Source organism: Desulfobulbus sp., assembly GCF_031547805.1.
Taxonomy (GTDB): domain Bacteria; phylum Desulfobacterota; class Desulfobulbia; order Desulfobulbales; family Desulfobulbaceae; genus Desulfobulbus.
Genome location: NZ_JAVBRQ010000013.1, coordinates 1 through 17994, shown reverse-complemented (window position 1 = coordinate 17994; position 17994 = coordinate 1). Strand labels below are relative to the sequence as shown.

General features: G+C 61.8%; 14 protein-coding genes. 9 read left to right on the top strand and 5 right to left on the bottom strand.

The genetic code is table 11. The annotated features are described in order from the left end of the window. Positions 1–12: 12 nt before the first annotated feature. The 3 genes from RMR13_RS04635 to uvrA all read right to left on the bottom strand — a co-directional run bounded on the left by RMR13_RS04635 (position 13) and on the right by uvrA (position 6038). Positions 13–2238, bottom strand: coding sequence for a PKD domain-containing protein (locus tag RMR13_RS04635; RefSeq protein ID WP_310599471.1), 2226 nt, complete (start codon positions 2236–2238; stop codon positions 13–15). Between the two features lie 388 nt (positions 2239–2626). Beyond that, positions 2627–3088, bottom strand: coding sequence for a protein-export chaperone SecB (gene secB, locus RMR13_RS04630; RefSeq protein WP_310599470.1), 462 nt, complete (start codon positions 3086–3088; stop codon positions 2627–2629). A 121-nt stretch (positions 3089–3209) separates the two neighbouring features. Next, positions 3210–6038, bottom strand: coding sequence for an excinuclease ABC subunit UvrA (gene uvrA, locus RMR13_RS04625; protein ID WP_310599469.1), 2829 nt, complete (start codon positions 6036–6038; stop codon positions 3210–3212). Between the two features lie 177 nt (positions 6039–6215). On the opposite strand from uvrA, the gene glyQ reads away from it, so the two are divergent. Both glyQ and RMR13_RS04615 read left to right on the top strand, forming a co-directional pair. After that, entirely contained in the window at positions 6216–7097 is an 882-nt protein-coding gene (glyQ, locus tag RMR13_RS04620; protein WP_310599468.1) for a glycine--tRNA ligase subunit alpha, read from the top strand. A gap of 546 nt (positions 7098–7643) precedes the next feature. Then, positions 7644–7844 (top strand): cold-shock protein, encoded by a 201-nt coding sequence (locus tag RMR13_RS04615; protein WP_309411576.1) that lies wholly within the window; start codon positions 7644–7646, stop codon positions 7842–7844. Between the two features lie 369 nt (positions 7845–8213). Here RMR13_RS04615 and ilvD read toward each other — a convergent pair whose 3' ends face one another. Further along, the gene (gene ilvD / locus RMR13_RS04610) at positions 8214–10043 is read right to left on the bottom strand and encodes a dihydroxy-acid dehydratase (RefSeq protein ID WP_310599467.1); all 1830 of its coding nucleotides are present in this window, start codon (positions 10041–10043) and stop codon (positions 8214–8216) included. A 101-nt stretch (positions 10044–10144) separates the two neighbouring features. Here ilvD and RMR13_RS04605 point away from each other — a divergent pair, with 101 nt between their 5' ends. The 4 genes from RMR13_RS04605 to RMR13_RS04590 all read left to right on the top strand — a co-directional run bounded on the left by RMR13_RS04605 (position 10145) and on the right by RMR13_RS04590 (position 14477). Further along, positions 10145–11320, top strand: coding sequence for a PilT/PilU family type 4a pilus ATPase (locus RMR13_RS04605; RefSeq protein ID WP_310599466.1), 1176 nt, complete (start codon positions 10145–10147; stop codon positions 11318–11320). 87 nt (positions 11321–11407) lie between these two features. Beyond that, positions 11408–12103: a hypothetical protein gene (locus RMR13_RS04600; RefSeq protein ID WP_310599465.1), complete on the top strand. Its 696-nt coding sequence runs from the start codon at positions 11408–11410 to the stop codon at positions 12101–12103. A gap of 199 nt (positions 12104–12302) precedes the next feature. After that, positions 12303–14036: a 30S ribosomal protein S1 gene (locus tag RMR13_RS04595; protein WP_310599464.1), complete on the top strand. Its 1734-nt coding sequence runs from the start codon at positions 12303–12305 to the stop codon at positions 14034–14036. 150 nt (positions 14037–14186) lie between these two features. Next, on the top strand, positions 14187–14477 hold the full coding sequence (locus tag RMR13_RS04590) for an HU family DNA-binding protein (RefSeq protein WP_028317781.1): 291 nt from the start codon (positions 14187–14189) through the stop codon (positions 14475–14477). An 86-nt stretch (positions 14478–14563) separates the two neighbouring features. On the opposite strand, the gene RMR13_RS04585 is transcribed toward RMR13_RS04590, so the two are convergent. Then, positions 14564–15181 carry an L-threonylcarbamoyladenylate synthase gene (locus RMR13_RS04585; protein WP_310599463.1) on the bottom strand — a complete coding sequence of 206 codons (618 nt, stop codon included), beginning with the start codon at positions 15179–15181 and terminating at the stop codon, positions 14564–14566. Between RMR13_RS04585 and RMR13_RS04580 the strand changes: the two genes are divergently transcribed. The 3 genes from RMR13_RS04580 to guaA form a co-directional block, all read left to right on the top strand. Beyond that, positions 15174–15416, top strand: coding sequence for a hypothetical protein (locus RMR13_RS04580; protein ID WP_310599462.1), 243 nt, complete (start codon positions 15174–15176; stop codon positions 15414–15416). The genes RMR13_RS04585 and RMR13_RS04580 overlap by 8 nt on opposite strands. A gap of 253 nt (positions 15417–15669) precedes the next feature. Continuing rightward, complete coding sequence (gene guaB / locus RMR13_RS04575; protein ID WP_310599461.1) at positions 15670–17133, top strand: IMP dehydrogenase; 1464 nt, start codon at positions 15670–15672, stop codon at positions 17131–17133. A gap of 38 nt (positions 17134–17171) precedes the next feature. After that, a partial coding sequence (gene guaA, locus RMR13_RS04570) for a glutamine-hydrolyzing GMP synthase (RefSeq protein ID WP_310599460.1) occupies positions 17172–17994 on the top strand: 823 nt, incomplete at its 3' end.

Below are 17994 nucleotides of genomic sequence, written 5' to 3'. Positions count from 1 at the left end.
CAAGGGCAGGCTTCACTTCTTGGCCGGCACCTGATCAAGGGCGATGTAGCCTGCGGTTTCGGCGGCATGTTTGGTTTCGTTGCTCGCAGCCTGCTCAACCTTGACCTGGAATCCCGTTGCGGCCTGCTCCTGCACCCGCAGGGCAGCGGGACTGGCATCATTGGTGGTTTGCATGTCGGCCAGAAGCAAAGGCGGTTGGGGAAACACACTCTTATAGTGTTCGCTATACCAGGCGTCGGTCACCGAGTTGACTGTCTTGCCTACCGCATACTGCAACGTGCCGAGCATGCCGCTACCCGGTTCCCAAGCGATGTAATGGACGGTTTCGTCCAAGTGATTGTTGAGGTCCCATTCCCGTTCCTGGTACGAGTACGCGAAACCGGATGGCGAGATGTACCTGAGTCGACCGCTTACGGTTGTCGCATCATTCACTGTGGCAACAGTGGTGAGCACCACCGGACTCTTGGCAAAGAAGGATTTGAAAGCCATGAGTTTGAACTTGGCGGCGCCCGTAAAACTGCCGGCTTCGACGGCCGCGCCATCGGGCAGAATATAGTGACCTTGCTCCATCACCAGGTAGCTGACTGTTTCTGGCGAATGGGTGCCATCCAGGGTGTTCCATTCGGTCAGCCTGATGTCAAAACCGGTTGGATCGACATTGCGGATACGGACCGTGCAAGGCTCGGCATCGTTGAAGCTCGGCGGGCCGGCGACCACGATCGGGTTGGTGAACGGTGTGGCCAAAGGAACACGCACCCATTCGTTGCCAACCGCAACCTCACCGGCTTCTATTGTAACGCCCGCCGACGTAACGCCCACCGACCGCTGTTCGTCATTTGCGACAATGGTGATACTGGCGGTACTGATCGCTCCTCGATCGTCCGCTACCTGCAAAGTGGCAATGAATGAGCCGGCCGTGGTGTAGGTATGGGTGACCGATTGACCGGTGGCCGTCTCACCATTGTCGCCAAAATCCCACACGTAATTGACGATCCTGCCGTCGCTGTCGGTCGAACCGCCTCCGTCGAAGGTGACCGCGAGCGACACCGGCCCGTCCGTCGGCGTAGCGCTGATCACCGCCTGAGGCGGTTCGTTGCTCCTCTCTGGTGCGGTGACGGTCACAGGAGTCAGGGCCCAATTGCCGCGCCCCTTGCTATCAATAACAAACAAAACAACAAAGTAGGTACCTGCCGTGGTGTAGGTATGGGAGACGGTGGCACCGGTTCCCGCGGCGCCGTCCCCGAAACCCCAGGTATAGAGGGAAAGGGTGGCGTTGGTGGCGCTCGAGCCTGATCCATCGAAACTGACGGTGAGCGGCGCGGGTCCCGCTGCCACCGAGGACGAGATAACAGCGGTCGGAAGGGTGGGCGCCACAACAGGATTGAAAGCCGTGATGGCGACGGTTGCCGTGTCGGTGACGCCGCTACTGTCGGCAACCGTTAATTTGGCCAGGTACGTGCCTGCTCTGGCGTAGGTATGGCTGGCGATGGCGGCTGTCGAGGTCGAGCCATCGCCAAAATCCCACAGATAGCGCGTCACGCTGCCGGTTGACGCGGAGGCGTCAAAGCTAACCGGCAGCGGCACCGGTCCGGTGACGGTGTTGGCGGCGATCATAGCCTTGAGTTTTTTGGTGCCGGTGTCGGTGCTGATGCTGCCCGCATAAACGATGGAGTTGGAAAAACTGGTCTCGGTGTGGTCGGCATTGATCGCGGTCAGAGTGTAACTCGCCGGAATGGTCACGAGGTCGGCGGTGCAGGTCAGTTGCCGCGCGCTCGGGTCGTTGGTTTGGCAGAGCAGGTTTGAGTTCTGATAAATGCGGAATCCTTCGACAGTGGCCGTCTGATTGTATTCCCAGGAGAAGCTGAGCTGTTTGCCGACGGTTGCCCCTTGCCCTGCCGGAAGACCTTGCATAGCCAAGGTGTCAACGGACGACGCAAAAGGAAAGGGTGTGGAGCGCGGACTTTCAGTACCGTCGTCGAAGATGGCGGTCAAGGTGAAGTCGGTGGCGGAGCCCGCAGGCAGCTCCACCATGCAGTCCATTGAGGTCGCCTTGGCATTCGCGGTTGTGCAAACAGCACCGCTCACCCCCTCTTGATACAGCTTGAATCCGGTCACGGCCGGCGAAATGGGCGGGATATATCCCCATTCAACATGGATTGTTTGGGTGGTCGCCGCCAAGACCAACCCAGGCAGGAAACAACTGAGCAGGAAAAAAAGGCGGATGATTTTGATATGCATCCTTAACCGTATGAAAAAATCAAAATTGTGAGGTCACTTTGGTGCCGGGCAAAACGAATGCACGATGTGTGCCATACGTTTTGCCTCTCACTGGACAACCGGCGGATGTGCACCGCTTTGCTTCGATCGCGAGAATTTCGCGGTTGACCTCCGGCTCGCGGTTGCGCTCCATGCCTCCTTCCCGCAATCAATCGCCCCCAAGCAGGTGCGCTTCATTGCACCCGCAGGAGTACCCCCACCCATGTTGGACGCTCCCAAGAAAAACGGCGGACACGCGTTTTGCGCTTGTCCGCCGTTTTTCTTTTGTGCTGCGGAGGAACCGGGTGCCATCCGCCCCGGTTCAAATCGCCATCAAACAGTCAGATCGATCGCGGCACCGTCGAGCGCCTCACGCGTCCTGCTGCCGCTGGGCATTGTCGTAGAGGGCGATGAAGTTGATCGGCTCCATCAAGAACGGCATGAAGCCGCCGTCCACCGCGGCCTGACAGACGACCTGGCGGGTGAAGGGGAAGAGCATCAGGGGACAGTCGACCGCCAGCACCCGGTCGTGGTGCTCCTGGGGAATGTTCTTCATCAGGAAAACAGCGGCATGCTCGATCTCGACGATGAACATCACCGAATCGTCGTTGTTCTTGTCCAGCACCTTGGCGGTGATGGCGATGGAGACCTCGCTGTGGTCGTCATCGATCTTCTGGTTTTTCAATTGCAGGTTGAAATCCACCTTGGGATCCTGATTGCGCACCAGAAACACCTTCGGGGCATTGGGGCTCTCAAAGGAAAAATCCTTGATGTACATCTTCTGCATGCGGAAAATCGGGATTTCCTGCTGGTTGGGGGTCTGCTCGGCCATGGGTTGTCCTTGTGGTGGAAGTCATTCAAAGCCGGTGGGTTACGGAACACCGGCGGGTTATTCGGTCCGGGGCATCCTACCAGGGGAAGCAACGGAAAGACAATGAAAAAACCGTTCCCGTTCAATCACCGTTGAGGAACTGCTTGAGGAACATGCCGGTATAGGACTGGGGAACGCCGGCGATCGCCTCGGGGCTACCGGTGGCGACCACCTGCCCGCCTCCGCTGCCGCCTTCCGGGCCGATGTCGATCACATGGTCGGCGGTCTTGATCACGTCGAGATTGTGCTCGATCACCACCACGGTGTTACCACCGTCGACCAGCCGCCCCAGCACCCGGAGCAGGTGCTGGATATCGGCCGGATGCAGGCCGGTGGTGGGTTCGTCGAGGATATAAAGGGTCTGGCCGGTGGACCGGCGGCTCAGCTCCTTGGCCAGTTTGACCCGCTGGGCCTCGCCGCCGGAGAGCGTCACCGAGCTTTGCCCCAGGGAGAGATACCCCAGGCCGACATCGACGATGGTCTGCAGCCGGCCCGCGATCGGCGGCACGTTCTGGAAAAAGGCCAGGGCCTCCTCCACGGTCATTCGCAAAATTTCGGCGATGTTCTTGCCCTTGTAGCGGATATCCAGGGTCTCCTGGTTGTAGCGCCTGCCCTGGCAGCGCTCGCAGGTGACGTAAATGTCGGGCAAGAAATGCATGGCGATACGGATGACGCCGTCGCCCTCGCAGGTCTCGCAGCGGCCGCCCTTGATGTTGAAGCTGAACCGGCCCGGCTGGTAGCCCCGGGCGCGCGATTCCGGCAGGCGGGCGAGCAGCTCGCGGATGGGCGTCATCACCCCGGTGTAGGTGGCCGGGTTGGAGCGCGGCGTGCGGCCGATGGGGCTCTGGTCGATGTCGATCACCTTGTCGAGCTGCTCCATGCCGTACAGCAGGTGCTTTCCCTTGAGATAGCCCTTCTTGTCCGCGACATACCGCTCGGCCTCGCGGAACAGGGTCTCGATCACCAGGGAACTCTTGCCCGAACCGGAGACCCCGGTGACGCAGGTCATCACTCCCAGCGGAAAGCGCACGGTGAGATCGCGCAGGTTGTTGACGGAGGCGCCCCGCACCTCGATGGCCCGGTCGCCGGCCGGACGACGGGTCGCCGGCACCTCGATCTTCAGCCGGCCCGCCAGGTAGCCGCCGGTCTGGGAGGCCTCGCAGTCGAGCAGGCCGGGCACCGGGCCGGAATAGATGATCTCGCCGCCGTGCACGCCCGCACCCGGGCCGATGTCGAGCACGTGGTCGGCATGGGCGATGGTGTCCGAATCGTGCTCGACCACGATCACCGTGTTGCCCAGGTCGCGGAGGTTGACCAGGGTCTTGATCAGCTTGTTGTTGTCGCGCTGGTGCAGGCCGATGCTCGGCTCGTCGAGGATGTACAAGACCCCGGCCAGGCCGGAGCCGATCTGCGAGGCCAGGCGGATGCGCTGGGCCTCGCCGCCGGAAAGGGTGCCCGCCTTGCGGTCGAGCGACAGGTAACCCAGCCCCACCCCCCGCAGGAAAAAGAGTCGCTCGCGGATCTCCTTGAGAATGGGCTTGGCGATGATCGCCTGCCGCGGCTCGAAGTCCAGCTTGTCCGACTCCTCGATCAGCTGCTCGATGGCCATCCGGCACAACTCGATGATCGACCAGCCGCCGACCCGCACCGCCAGGGCCTCGGGCTTGAGCCGGGCGCCCTGGCAGGCCGGGCAGCCCTGCTCGTTCATGAACCCTTCCACTTCCTCGCGCAGACGGGCGGAGGTGGTCTCGCGGAACAACCGATTGAGGCGGGGCACGATGCCCTCGAAGGCGATCTGCGAGGCCAGGGTGCGCTTGCCCCGGCTGTGCACGAACTCGAGCTTTTCCCGGCCGGTGCCGTGCAAAAGCCCCTCCCGGGCCTTGGCCGGCAGATCGGCGAAGGGGGTGTTCGGATCGAAGCGGTAATGGCGGGCAAAGGCCTCGATCCATTGATCGGCCTGGGTGGAAAGCCGCCGCCGGGTCCAGGGCACGATGGCGCCGTCCACCAGCGAGAGCGATGGGTCGGGCACGAGCAGCTGCTCGTCGATGAACTGGTTGACGCCCAGACCGCCGCACACCGGGCAGGCGCCCTGGGGATTGTTGAAGGAAAACAGCTGGGTGGAGAGCTCGGGCATCGAAATGCCGCACTGATGGCAGGCGGCCGATTCGCTGAACAGTGTCTCTTCGCCGGTGTCGGGAAAGTGGGCCAACATGGCGCCGCCGCCCAAGGCCACGGCGGTGCTCACCGACTCGTCCAGCCGCCGTCGGATCGAAGCCTTGATCACCAGGCGGTCGATCACCGCCTCGATGGTGTGCCGTTTGTTCTTGTCGAGGACGATCTCCTCGCCCAGCTGGCGCACCTCGCCGTTGATCCGCACCCGGACGAAACCTTCCTTGCGCAGCCGTTGCAGCACCTGCTCGTGCTGGCCTTTTTTCCGGGTCACCAACGGCGCCAGCAAGATCACCTTCTCGCCCTCCTGGCGGGCCAGCAGGGATTCGAGCATGTCGTGCACCGACTGGGAACGGATCGCCTGGCCGCATTGGGGGCAGTGGGGCTGGCCGGCCCGGGCGAACAGCAGACGGAGATGGTCGTAGATCTCGGTCACCGTGCCCACGGTCGAGCGCGGATTCTTGCTGGTGGTTTTCTGTTCGATGGAGACCGCCGGCGACAATCCCTCCAGCAGATCGACGTCGGGTTTGTCCATCTGGCCGAGAAACTGGCGGGCATAGGTGGAGAGCGATTCGACGTAGCGCCGCTGGCCTTCCGCGTACAGGGTGTCGAAGGCCAGGGTCGACTTGCCGCTCCCGGACAGGCCGGTGAAGACGATCAGCCGGTTGCGCGGCAGATCGACGGAAATATTTTTCAGGTTGTGCATCCGCGCCCCGCGAATGCGAAGAAATTGTGGTTCCATTGTGCCTTGCCCTTCTTGGGGACCGCCTCGCCCCCTGCCCCGCACGTCGCCGGATCCCGGCCGTGGCCGCACACGCCGCCGTCCGACAATTTCGTTTACCGAGGCCCTGTCCTGTGGTAGATTGCCGCATACTTGTAGCCACGATCCCGGAACAATCAATACTGGAAAGATTGCACCATGTACTTTCAGGACATCATCGCCACCTTGAACAGCTATTGGGCATCCGCGGGCTGTGTTGTCATGCAGCCTTACGACATGGAAGTCGGCGCCGGCACCTTCCATCCGGCCACCCTGCTCCGGGCCCTGGGACCCGAACCGTGGAAGGCCGCCTACGTCCAGCCGTCGCGGCGGCCGACCGACGGCCGCTACGGCGAGAACCCCAACCGGCTGCAGCACTATTACCAGTATCAGGTGGTGATCAAGCCCTCGCCCAAGGACGTTCAGGCCATGTACCTGGAGAGCCTGAAACGGTTCGGCCTCAACCTGTTGGAGCACGACATCCGCTTTGTCGAGGACGACTGGGAATCGCCCACCCTGGGAGCCTGGGGATTGGGCTGGGAGGTCTGGCTGGACGGCATGGAGATCACCCAGTTCACCTATTTCCAGCAGGCCGGTTCCATCGATCTCAAGCCGGTCACCGCCGAAATCACCTACGGCCTGGAACGGATCGCCATGTATCTCCAGAAGGTGGATTCGGTGTACGACATCGCCTGGAACAAGGAGGTGACCTACGGCGAGATCTTCCACCAGGCCGAGAAGGAATTTTCCGCCTTCAATTTCGAGGAGGCCAATGTCGCCGAGCTGTTCCACGCCTTCGACACCTACGAACGCGAGGCCCTGAAATTAGTCGAGAAGAACCTGATCCTGCCCGGCTACGACTACTGCCTCAAGTGTTCCCACACCTTCAACCTGCTCGACGCCCGCAAGGCCATCAGCGTGGCCGAACGCACCCGCTACATCGGCCGCATCCGCCACATTGCCCGCCAGGTGGCGCAACGCTACGTCGAGCAACGGGAAGCGATGGGATTCCCCCTGCTCAAGGAAACCGCGGCGGCCTGATTCGCCGCGTCCGGGCGGGCAGGGGAAAAACCGGACAAGCAAAAAAAACTCTGGCATTTCAAGGGAGTTTGCGGTAGAAAAATTCCTAATTGCTCATACGTACAATACGTTTTATTCCTCACTCAGGCAGAACTGTTCGAATATCTGTGGTAGATCGTACTTGTTCCCCGTCCCTGTTGACTCCATTTGCCGCCGAACATCTTCCTTTTGCCTGCTGCACCGATATTTCCCTGCGCGTCTCCACTGAATGAACGACATCCCCCCTTTCGGTCTTCTTGTGCCCCATGCCTCTAAGCGGCCGTCTTGTCCGGCCTGCCCCGCATGGCGTTGCCGCGATTTCGGCCGCGCACGACACGAGAAAGCGTGTAAGGATATGGACGGAAACCGGCCAGGGAAAGGTACGATTTTCCAGGGGATATACCTTACAGGTACCGGGTTGGGCGCCTTGACGGCGTCGGGTTCGGCTATCTGGTGTATAAACCCGCATCCCAAAGATGGCCTGCACCCCAGGTCAGAGTAAAGTCGTTGACACAAGGAGGAACGGCGATGGCAGAAGGAACGGTGAAATGGTTCAATGATTCCAAGGGATTCGGCTTTATCCAGCAGGATGGCGGCAAAGATGTCTTTGTCCACTATTCCGCGGTTCAGGGCCAAGGATTCAAATCCCTGAAGGAGGGTGACCGGGTGAAATTCGAGGTCGTCAGCGGTGCCAAGGGTCCGGCTGCCGAAAACGTGGTCAAGCTGTAGTCAACGCCTGCTTTCGTCCACGCACGCGCCCGACCAGGCCGTGCGTGGAACAATCTTTTCCGGGGCCGCGGTCCCCACCTCTTATCTTTCCAGCCCGTTGCCGCCCTCCGTACCGCCAGTTTCAATGGCGGGTGACGCAGCCTTCGCCCTGCACAGATCCTGCAACGCGGCAATGATCCGCACCCTGTTGGCCATCCACGGCTGCCGCTGCCGTTTTTTCCGATCCGTCCTCTTGCCCGACGCCTGAACGGCACCACCACCTTGACGCGCGTTGCCCGCCTCGGTGCCAAAAACAAAGGGGGATCGGCCACGCGTTGGCGAACGATCCCCCGATGGTGCCCATGTGCCGCCAAGGCGGCGACGGACCGGTCAGATGTCGAGCAGCCGGACCGCGCCCTGGTCGGCGGAAGCGGCGAAACGGGCATACACCTGCAATGCTTTCGATACCTTGCGATCCCGCTTGGGAGTGAAGGCCAGGGTTCCGCGCCCCTCCTCCTCACGGCGGCGGGCGGCCAATTCCTGGTCGTCGATCAGCAGCGTAATGGTCCGCTGCGGGATATCGATATCAATACGGTCGCCCTGGCGAACCAGGCCGATGGCACCGCCGCTGGCCGCCTCGGGCGAGACATGGCCGATCGACAGCCCGGAGGTACCGCCGGAAAAACGGCCGTCGGTCACCAGGGCACAGGCAGCCCCCAGGTGCCGCGATTTGAGATAGGAGGTGGGGTAGAGCATCTCCTGCATCCCCGGCCCGCCCTTGGGCCCCTCGTACAGGATGAAAACCACGTCGCCGGCCTGGACAGCGCCGTCCAGGATGGCATCGCACGCCTCTTCCTGGGAATGGTAGACCTTGGCCACGCCGGTGAAATGGAGAATCGAGGCGTCGACCCCGGCCGTCTTGACGATGCACCCCTTCTCGGCGATGTTGCCGTACAGGACCGCCAGGCCGCCGTCCCGGGAATAGGCGTGGGCGATGTCGCGGATGCAGCCCGCACTCCGGTCGGTGTCCAGCTCGGGAAAAAGGGTCTGCTGCGACCCCATGACCAGGTTGCGCTTGCCGGCCGGGGCGCTGCGATACAGACTTTTCGCCGCCTCGGTGGCCTCGGGCCGCGTGATATCGTACTGTGCCAGGGTCTGGGCCAGAGTCAGGCCGTCGACCCGACGCACGCTGGCGTCCAGCAGCTGGCCGCGGTCCAATTCGGCCAGAATGCCGAGAATGCCACCGGCCCGGTTGACATCCTCCACGTGGTAGGAGGAGCTGGGCGCCACCTTGCACAGGTTGGGCACCCGCCGGGACAGGGCGTCGATGTCGGCCATGGTGAAATCGACCCCGGCCTCGTGGGCGACGGCCAGGATGTGCAGCACGGTGTTGGTCGAGCCGCCCATGGCGATGTCGAGCGCCATGGCATTCTCGAAGGCGGACTTGGTGGCGATGGAGCGGGGCAGCACCGAGGCGTCGCCCCGGCCGTACCAGGCCTCGCACATGGCGACGATGCGCTCCGCCGCCCGATCGAACAGGGCCAGCCGGGCCGCATGGGTGGCGACCACCGTGCCGTTACCCGGCAGGGCCAGCCCCAGGGCCTCGTTGAGGCAGTTCATCGAGTTGGCGGTGAACATGCCCGAACAGGAGCCGCAGGTGGGGCAGGCGGAGCGCTCGACTTCAGCCACCTCGGCGTCGCTCACCGTCTCGTCGCCGGCCATGATCATGGCATCGATCAGGTCCAGGGCCTTGTTGCCGGCCCGTCCGGCCTCCATCGGCCCGCCGGAGACGAAAATCGCCGGAATGTTGAGCCGCATCGCCGCCATCAGCATGCCGGGGGTGATCTTGTCGCAGTTGGAGATGCAGACCATGGCGTCGGCCTTGTGGGCGTTGCACATGTACTCCACCGAATCGGCGATCAGCTCTCGTGAGGGCAGCGAGTACAGCATGCCGTCGTGGCCCATGGCAATGCCGTCGTCAATGGCGATGGTGTTGAACTCGGCGGCGAAACAACCCAGCGCCTCGATTTTCTCCTTGACCCGCTGGCCGATTTGATGGAGATGCACATGCCCGGGAACGAATTGAGTGAACGAGTTGACCACCGCGATCACCGGCCGGCCGATCTGTTCCTCCCGCATGCCGTTGGCCCGCCACAGGGCCCGCGCCCCCGCCATTCTTCTTCCTTCCGTCGTCACCGCGCTCCGCAGGGGGTTGGCCATGTTACACCTCAATGTAATTGAATTTTTTTCTTGTCTTTTCTCGCCCGGAAGCGATAGAAACTAACAGAGATATTTCCGCCAATTCTATAACGGGATGCCGCATGAAACAACAGGAGATTAACTATTGGATCACCGCCATGCTCAACAAGCACGAGCGGGTTTCCGATCTCAACGTCACCGTGGGCAAGACCCTGCAGGTGGAAAGCGACGGCGTGCTGGTGCCGGTCGACGTCAGCCCGCCGGTTACCGAGCTGACCCCTTTTCAGGCCGAGGTCTTCGCCCTCAACCTGATCGGCGGCAACCGCCGCCTGATCCGGGACCTGATCACCAAAGGCTCCTGCGACCTTTCCTATGCCCTCGACGAAAAGCACCGCTTCCGGGTCAATGTATTTTCCCAAAAAGGTAATTATTCGACCGTGCTGCGAAAACTGGAGACCAAGATCCCCTCGATCCAGGACTACCATTTTCCCGACGCCTTCAAAAAGATGGCCCGCGAGCTCAACGGCCTGATCCTGTTCACCGGCGCCACCGGCACCGGCAAGACCACCTCCATGGCCGCGATCCTCAACAAGATCAACGAGGAGCGTCCGGTGCACATTGTCACCCTGGAAGACCCGATCGAATATGTCCATCCCCACAAGAAGGCCACCTTCAACCAGCGGGAGATGGGCGACGACTTCGACACCTTTGCCAACGGCCTCCGGGCCGCCCTGCGCCAGGCGCCCAAGGTCATTCTGGTCGGCGAGATCCGCGACCGGGAAACCTTGGAAATCGCCCTGACCGCCGCGGAGACGGGCCACTTGGTCTTCTCCACCTTGCACACCATTGATACCGGCCAGACCATCAACCGCGTGCTCGGCATGTTCGAGCAGGACGAGCAGCCCCAGGTCCGCAACCGGCTGGCTGACACCATCCGATGGGTGGTCAGCCAGCGCCTGCCGCCCAAAGTCGGTGGCGGCCGGGTCGCCGCCCTGGAAATCCTCTGCACCAGCATGCGAATCCGCGACCTGATCATCAATGGCGAAACCGAGGAAAAGACCTTCTACAACGTCATCCGGGACGGCTCGGCGCGCGACATGCGCACCTTCGACCAGCACCTGCTGGAACTTTTCGAATCCGGCCTGATCACCGAGGAAGCGGCCGCGCTCTACGCCTCCCACCGCAGCGAGATCAAACGGGGCATGGACACGGTCAAGGCCGCCCGGGGCGAACGGACCTCCAACATCGACGGCCTGCGCATGGAGCAGCAGGAGCCGGACGACCCCTACAGGCGGTGACGGCGCCGGCCCGACCGAACCTTTGCCAACGACAATCCAACAAAACGGACACCACTTCCCGTTCCCACTGCCCGAGGCTTCGCCATCATGCTGACCCATTGCCCCTCCTGCAAAAAACCGCTTCAGCTCACCCCCGACCAGACCGCCCGCCTGGAGCAGGCCCTGGCCCAACTGGCCCCCGGCAAATTACTGACCATCAAGTGCCCCATGTGCCGCGGCGCCATTTCCCTGGATAAAAATGCAGCCGCCAATGCAGCCGCGCCCCCCAGCCAGCCCCGCCAGGTGCAGCCGCCACCGCCGCCGAAACTGGACTGGCTGGAATTGGGGCTTTATCAGGATGCGGACAAGGTGGAGGATGTGCCCACGGCCCTGGTGCTCCATCAGGAAAACGACCAGCGCAAAAGCATCGAAGAGGCCCTGGAATCGGTGGGCTATCAGGTGGTCATGGCCGATTCGGTGGCCGATGCGCTGGACGGGATGCAATTCGTCAATTTCGCCTGCATCGTCTTTCAAGCCAACCTGGAAGGGGCGCTGGAGCAGTCCTTGTTTCACGCCCACATGCGCAAGCTGACCATGGACCGGCGGCGCTACGTTTTCTACATCCTGATCGGCGACCAGTTCCACACCCTGTACAATCTCGAGGCCCTGGCCCACAGCGCCAATCTCACCGTCAACAACAACGACCTGCGCCATCTCGACGTCATCCTGCGCAAGGGCATTCCGGCCTACGAGGAATTGTTCGGCCCGGTCCTCGAGGAATTGGGCGTTTACGGCAAACGCTGAGCAAGACGCAGCCACTCCCGCCCAGTCGTCCGTCCTTGGGGCGGCCCGCCAAGAAATACCTTTTTTCAACAGGAAACAGTTGTTTTCCGCGAAATTTTCTGTTAAATAGACTTGTTTTATCCATCGCAAGGGAAAGCCCACCTTTTCCCCACCATCAACCACTTACCAAAGACCGCCATCGGTCATCACAGGGAATTCCATGACAAAAAACGGAACTCAACCCGCTTTTGCGGCAGCTGACCCCAGCAACGAAGAAATGAGCTTTGCGGAACTGTTCGAACAGGAAGACAACAACACGGTCATCAACGTCGGCGAGGTTGCCATTGGCACCGTTGTCGGGTTGAGCAGCGACGCTGTCCTGATCGATGTCGGCGACAAGGCGGAAAGCTACATTCCGCTTGCCGAATTCCGCCATGAGGACCCGGACCGGGTCATCAAGATCGGCGACCAATTCGAAGTGTTCATCGAAAAACGCAAGGAAGAAGGCGGCTTGCTGCTTTCCCGCGAAAAGGCCATCGCCATCAAAGTCTGGGAGCAGATTGCCAAGATCCAGGAAGAAGACGGGACCATCGAGGGCCGTATCGACAACCGGGTCAAGGGTGGCATGTCCGTCGATATCGGCGTTCCCGCCTTCCTGCCCTACTCGCAGATCGACCTGCGGCCGGTCAAGGATCTCGACGCCCTCATCGGCCAGACCTTTGAGTTCAAGATTCTCAAGTTCAACCGCAAACGCAACAACGTGGTCATCAGCCGGCGGGCCATCCTGGAAAATCAGCGGACCGCCCTGCGCGAGCAGATGCGCACTTCCCTGGAAGAAGGCCAGATCATCCGTGGCGCCATTACCAATATCACCGACTACGGTCTGTTCATCGACCTGGGCGGCATGGACGGTCTCTGCCACATCACCGACCTTTCCTGGGGCCGGGTTTCGCATCCGTCCAAGCTGTACAACGTCGGCGAGGAAATCGAGGTCAAGATTCTCAAGTACGACAAGAACTCCGACCGCGTTTCCCTGGGCGTCAAGCAGCTCAAGACCGACCCGTGGGAGCGGGTTCCCTCCCAGTATCCTCCAGGGTCAAGGGTCAAGGGCAAAGTGGTCTCGATCACCGATTACGGCGTGTTCGTCGAACTGGAAGAGGGGGTCGAGGGCCTGGTGCACATCTCCGAGATGAGCTGGTCGAAAAAACCGCGCCATCCGTCCAAGATTGTCGGCGTCGGCGAGGAGATCGAGGTGCAGGTGCTCAAGGTCGAGGCCGAGACCAAGCGCATTTCCCTGGGTATGAAGCAGCTGCAGCCCAATCCCTGGGATGTGGTCGAAGAGAGCTACCCGGTTGGTTCGGTCATTGAAGGCAAGATTAAAAACATCACCGATTTCGGCATCTTCATCGGTATCGAAGAAGGCATCGACGGTTTGATCCACGTCTCCGACCTTTCCTGGACCGAGCGGATCAAGCATCCGTCCGAGAAATATGCCAAGGGTGAGACCATTCAGGCGGTCGTGCTGAAGATCGACAAGGAAAACGAGCGGTTCTCCCTGGGGGTCAAGCAACTGGAGCCCGATCCGTGGCAGGCCGCGGCCAGCAACTATCCGATCGGTTCCACCGTTGAGGGCACCATCACCAACGTCACCGACTTCGGCGTCTTCGTCCAGCTGGAGGAAGGAATCGAAGGTTTGGTGCACGTGTCCGAAATTTCCAAGGACAAGGTCAAGACCCCGGTGGGCATGTTCAACGTCAACGAGACCTTGAAGGCCATGGTCATCAACGTGTCCGCCGACGACCGCAAGATCGGCCTGTCGGTGAAGGCCCTGCAGGAAAAGGAAGACAACAATGGCGCCATTCCGGAGGAATACCTCCAGAAGGCTCAGAGCGCTGCGCCCTCCACCTTCGGCGACCTCCTGAAGGCGGCCGCCGGTGAGGACAACAACAAATAAGCGCGGAAGCGTTTCTTCGATGAAACCACCCGGGGTGCGGCCCCGCCCGTGTCTCCGGCACGGGCGGGGCCGACACTCCCCCACTCATCTTTCCGCGTTCGGCCGGGCCCAAGTCCGGCAGGCGCGGTTGGTCAAGAAAGGATACAGATCATGCTCAAGCGTGAATTGATCAATCAAGTTTCCGAGCAACTTGGTGACTATTACAAGCAGGACATAGCACAGGCAGTTGACATTATTCTCGAAGAAATCTCCCAGGCCCTGGCCGAGGAACGGCGGGTGGAGATCCGGGGCTTCGGCAGTTTTTCCGTGCGGACCCGCAGACCGCGGACCACGAAGAATCCGAAGACCGGCAAGATGATGAACATCCCGGCGCGCAAGACGCTCCACTTCACCATGAGCAAGTCATTGAAGGAAGTCCTGATCGACGAAGAAGCGGAATAAGCTCCGCTCCCCATGCAGGTGCAAGACCGGACCCCCTCGGGCCCGGTCTTTTTTATTTCGCGCTTTTTTCGGAAACGGACGAGACGCTAGGCGAACGGCTCGATGTCCCCTTTGCCGGCGCGGAGGATTTCGGGTTGCTCGGTCAGCAGCGAAATAACCGTGGAAGGGGCGGGAACGATCTCGCCGCCGTCGATGATCAGGTCCACCTGCCGACCGAAAATCCGGTCGACATCGTGGCAGGTGCACACCGGTTCTTCCTCTTCCCCGAGCGAGGCGGAAGTGTTGAGCAGGGGATTGTCCAGGGACTCGAGCAGTGCCAGGCAAATCGGGTGGTCGGGCACCCGGATGCCCACGGTTTTCTGCCGGGTCAGCATGATCTTGGGCACCAGCTTGGTTCCGGAGAGGACAAAGGTATAGGGCCCGGGGAGGTTTTTCCGCATCAGCCGATAGGCGGTGTTGCCGACATGGCCGTACTGGCTGATATTGGTCAGAGAGGCGCACATGAAGCTGAAGGGCTTGTCCTTGGGGCGCCTTTTGATCTGGTAGACCCGCTTGACCGCTTTTTGATTGAAAATATCGCAGCCGATACCGTACATGGTGTCGGTGGGATAGCAGATGACCCCGCCGTGCTGGAGAATTTCCACGGCCTGGCTGATCAGCCGGGACTGCGGGTTGGAAGGATTGATCGCTACAATTTTGGCCATCGAACAACAAGCGGCAGAGGAAGGGGCAACACACTGTGCCGGCCGATGCCCGGCGCGGGCCGGCCTGTGGCGCCGAAGTGAAAAGCAGATCACTAAAGCAGGAACGCTTGGAAAAATCCAGTTATTTCTCCGCGCCATCTCCGGCGTCTTCACGGCGGATACGCCCGCCGCGCATTACCCGGCCCTCGGAGGGCGGGATGAAGCCGCCGCGCGTCGAGCCGACTTTTCTTTTTAACCGGAACATGCTACTTTATGCTGACCGAAGCCGACCAGAATCCAGCCGGAGCTCGATCGCGACAACCACATACAATTCCGTGAAAATTCCCCCAAGAGCAGGGCGACCTTCCGCCTTTTTTCGGAACCGGACGGCAACCGGCGGTTCGTTCCCCGCCCCCTGCTCCGCACCGTGGGACCGTACCAACGAATCGCAACGGGCTGGCTGAAGCAACAGACGGCCCCGTTTTCACTCCAGTCAACAAGGAGACCCTATGTTTCAGCAAGACATCCCCCTGGCCCTTACCTTTGACGATGTCCTTCTGGTCCCGGGCGCTTCCGAGGTTCTGCCGTCGGAGGTATCGCTCAAGACCCGGCTCACCGACACCATCGAGCTGCAATCGCCGCTGCTCAGCGCCGCGATGGACACGGTCACCGAGCACCAGACCGCCATTGCCATGGCCCGGGAGGGCGGCATCGGCATCATCCACAAGAACATGAGCGTCGAGATGCAGGCCAAGGAAGTGGAACGGGTGAAGAAATCGGAATCCGGCATGATCGCCGACCCGATCACCGTTTCCCCCTACCAGAGCGTGGCCGAGGTGCAGCAGATCATGCGCACCTACCGCATTTCCGGCCTGCCGGTGATCGATAGCGGCAAGCTGGTGGGCATCGTCACCAATCGCGACCTCCGCTTCGTGTCCGACGACGGCCTCCGGGTCAACGACGTCATGACCAGCAAGAACCTGGTCACCGCGCCGGTCGGCATCGACCTGCCCCACTGCAAGGCCCTGCTCCACGAGCACCGGATCGAGAAGCTGCTGATCGTCGACGACACCGGCCGGCTCAAGGGCCTGATCACCATCAAGGACATCGAGAAGATCAAGCAGTATCCCAACGCGGCCAAGGATTCCATGGGGAGGCTGCTGGCCGGCGCCGCTCTCGGGGTCGGGCCCGATCTGCTGCCGCGTACCGAGGCCCTGGTCAAGGCCAAGGTCGACGTGGTGGTGCTCGACTCGGCCCACGGCCATTCCGCCGGCATCCTCTCCGCCCTGCGGGAGATCAAGGCCCACTTCCCCGAGCTGCAGGTTATCGCCGGCAATGTGGCCACCGGCGAGGCCACCGAGGCCTTGATCAAGGCCGGCGCCACCGGCGTCAAGGTCGGGGTCGGGCCGGGCTCGATCTGCACCACCCGGATCGTGGCCGGGGTCGGCGTGCCGCAGCTGACCGCCCTGCGCAACTGCGTCGAGGCCGCCTCCAAACACAATGTCCCGGTGATCGCCGACGGCGGCATCAAGTTCTCGGGCGATATCTGCAAGGCCATCGGCATCGGGGCCCACTCGGTGATGATCGGTTCGCTCTTTGCCGGAACCGACGAGACGCCGGGGGACACCTTCCTCTATCAGGGGCGGAAATACAAGGGCTACCGGGGCATGGGCTCCATCGGCGCCATGAAGGACGGCTCCGGCGACCGCTATTTCCAGGACAGCCAAAGCAGCAAGCTGGTGCCCGAGGGTATTGAAGGCAAGGTGCCCTACCGCGGCCCGATTTCGGAGATGATCTACCAACTGCTCGGCGGCCTGCGCTCGGGCATGGGCTACACCGGCGCGGCCACCATCGAGGAGCTGCACCAGAAGGCCCGCTTTGTCCAGATCTCCTCGGCCGGCTTGCGCGAGTCGCACGTCCACGACGTCATCATCACCAAAGAAGCCCCGAACTACCGGACGGAAGGACTGTAACCCCCGTTTCCCAGCTTTCAACCCGAGAAAGGCAACCTATGTCCACCCATACGCAAAAGATCGTCATCCTCGATTTCGGCTCGCAGACCACCCAACTGATCGCCCGCCGCATCCGTGAACAAAAAGTCTACAGCGAGATCCACCCCTACACCCTGCCCCTCGACAAACTGGCGGCCATGCGGCCCACCGGCATCGTGCTGTCGGGCGGCCCGGCCAGCGTCTACGATGACGACGCCCCGATCAGCGATCCCGGCATCTATCAGCTCGGCGTGCCGGTGCTGGGCATCTGCTACGGCGCCCAGCTCATGGCTCTGTCGCTCGGCGGCGAAGTCGGGCCCTCGGGGGTGCGCGAGTACGGGCGCTCGGTGGCCACCGTCATCGCCAAGGCGCCCCTCCTGGAGGGGCTGCCGAAGAAATTCGACGTCCTGATGAGCCACGGCGACCGGGTGACCGAGCTTCCCCCCGACTGCGTCGACATCCTGGCCACCGAGGACTGTCCGCACGCCGGCTTCTACCTGCCGGGGCGGAACTTCTACGGCCTGCAATTCCACCCCGAGGTCCACCACACCCCGCTGGGCGGCGAGATCCTCGAAAACTTCCTCTACAAGGTTTGCGGCTGCCGGGGCGACTGGCTGATGGCGGACTTCGCCGCCACCGCCATCAAGGGAGCCAAGGAGCGGGTGGGCGACGCCAAGGCGGTCATGGGCATTTCCGGCGGCGTCGATTCGACGGTGACCGCGGTCCTCCTCTCCGAGGCGCTCGGCGACCGGCTGACCTGCGTCTTCGTCGACACCGGCCTTCTCCGCAAGGGCGAGTTCGAACGCGTCGTCTCCCGCTACGGCAACCGCTTCAAGATCATCG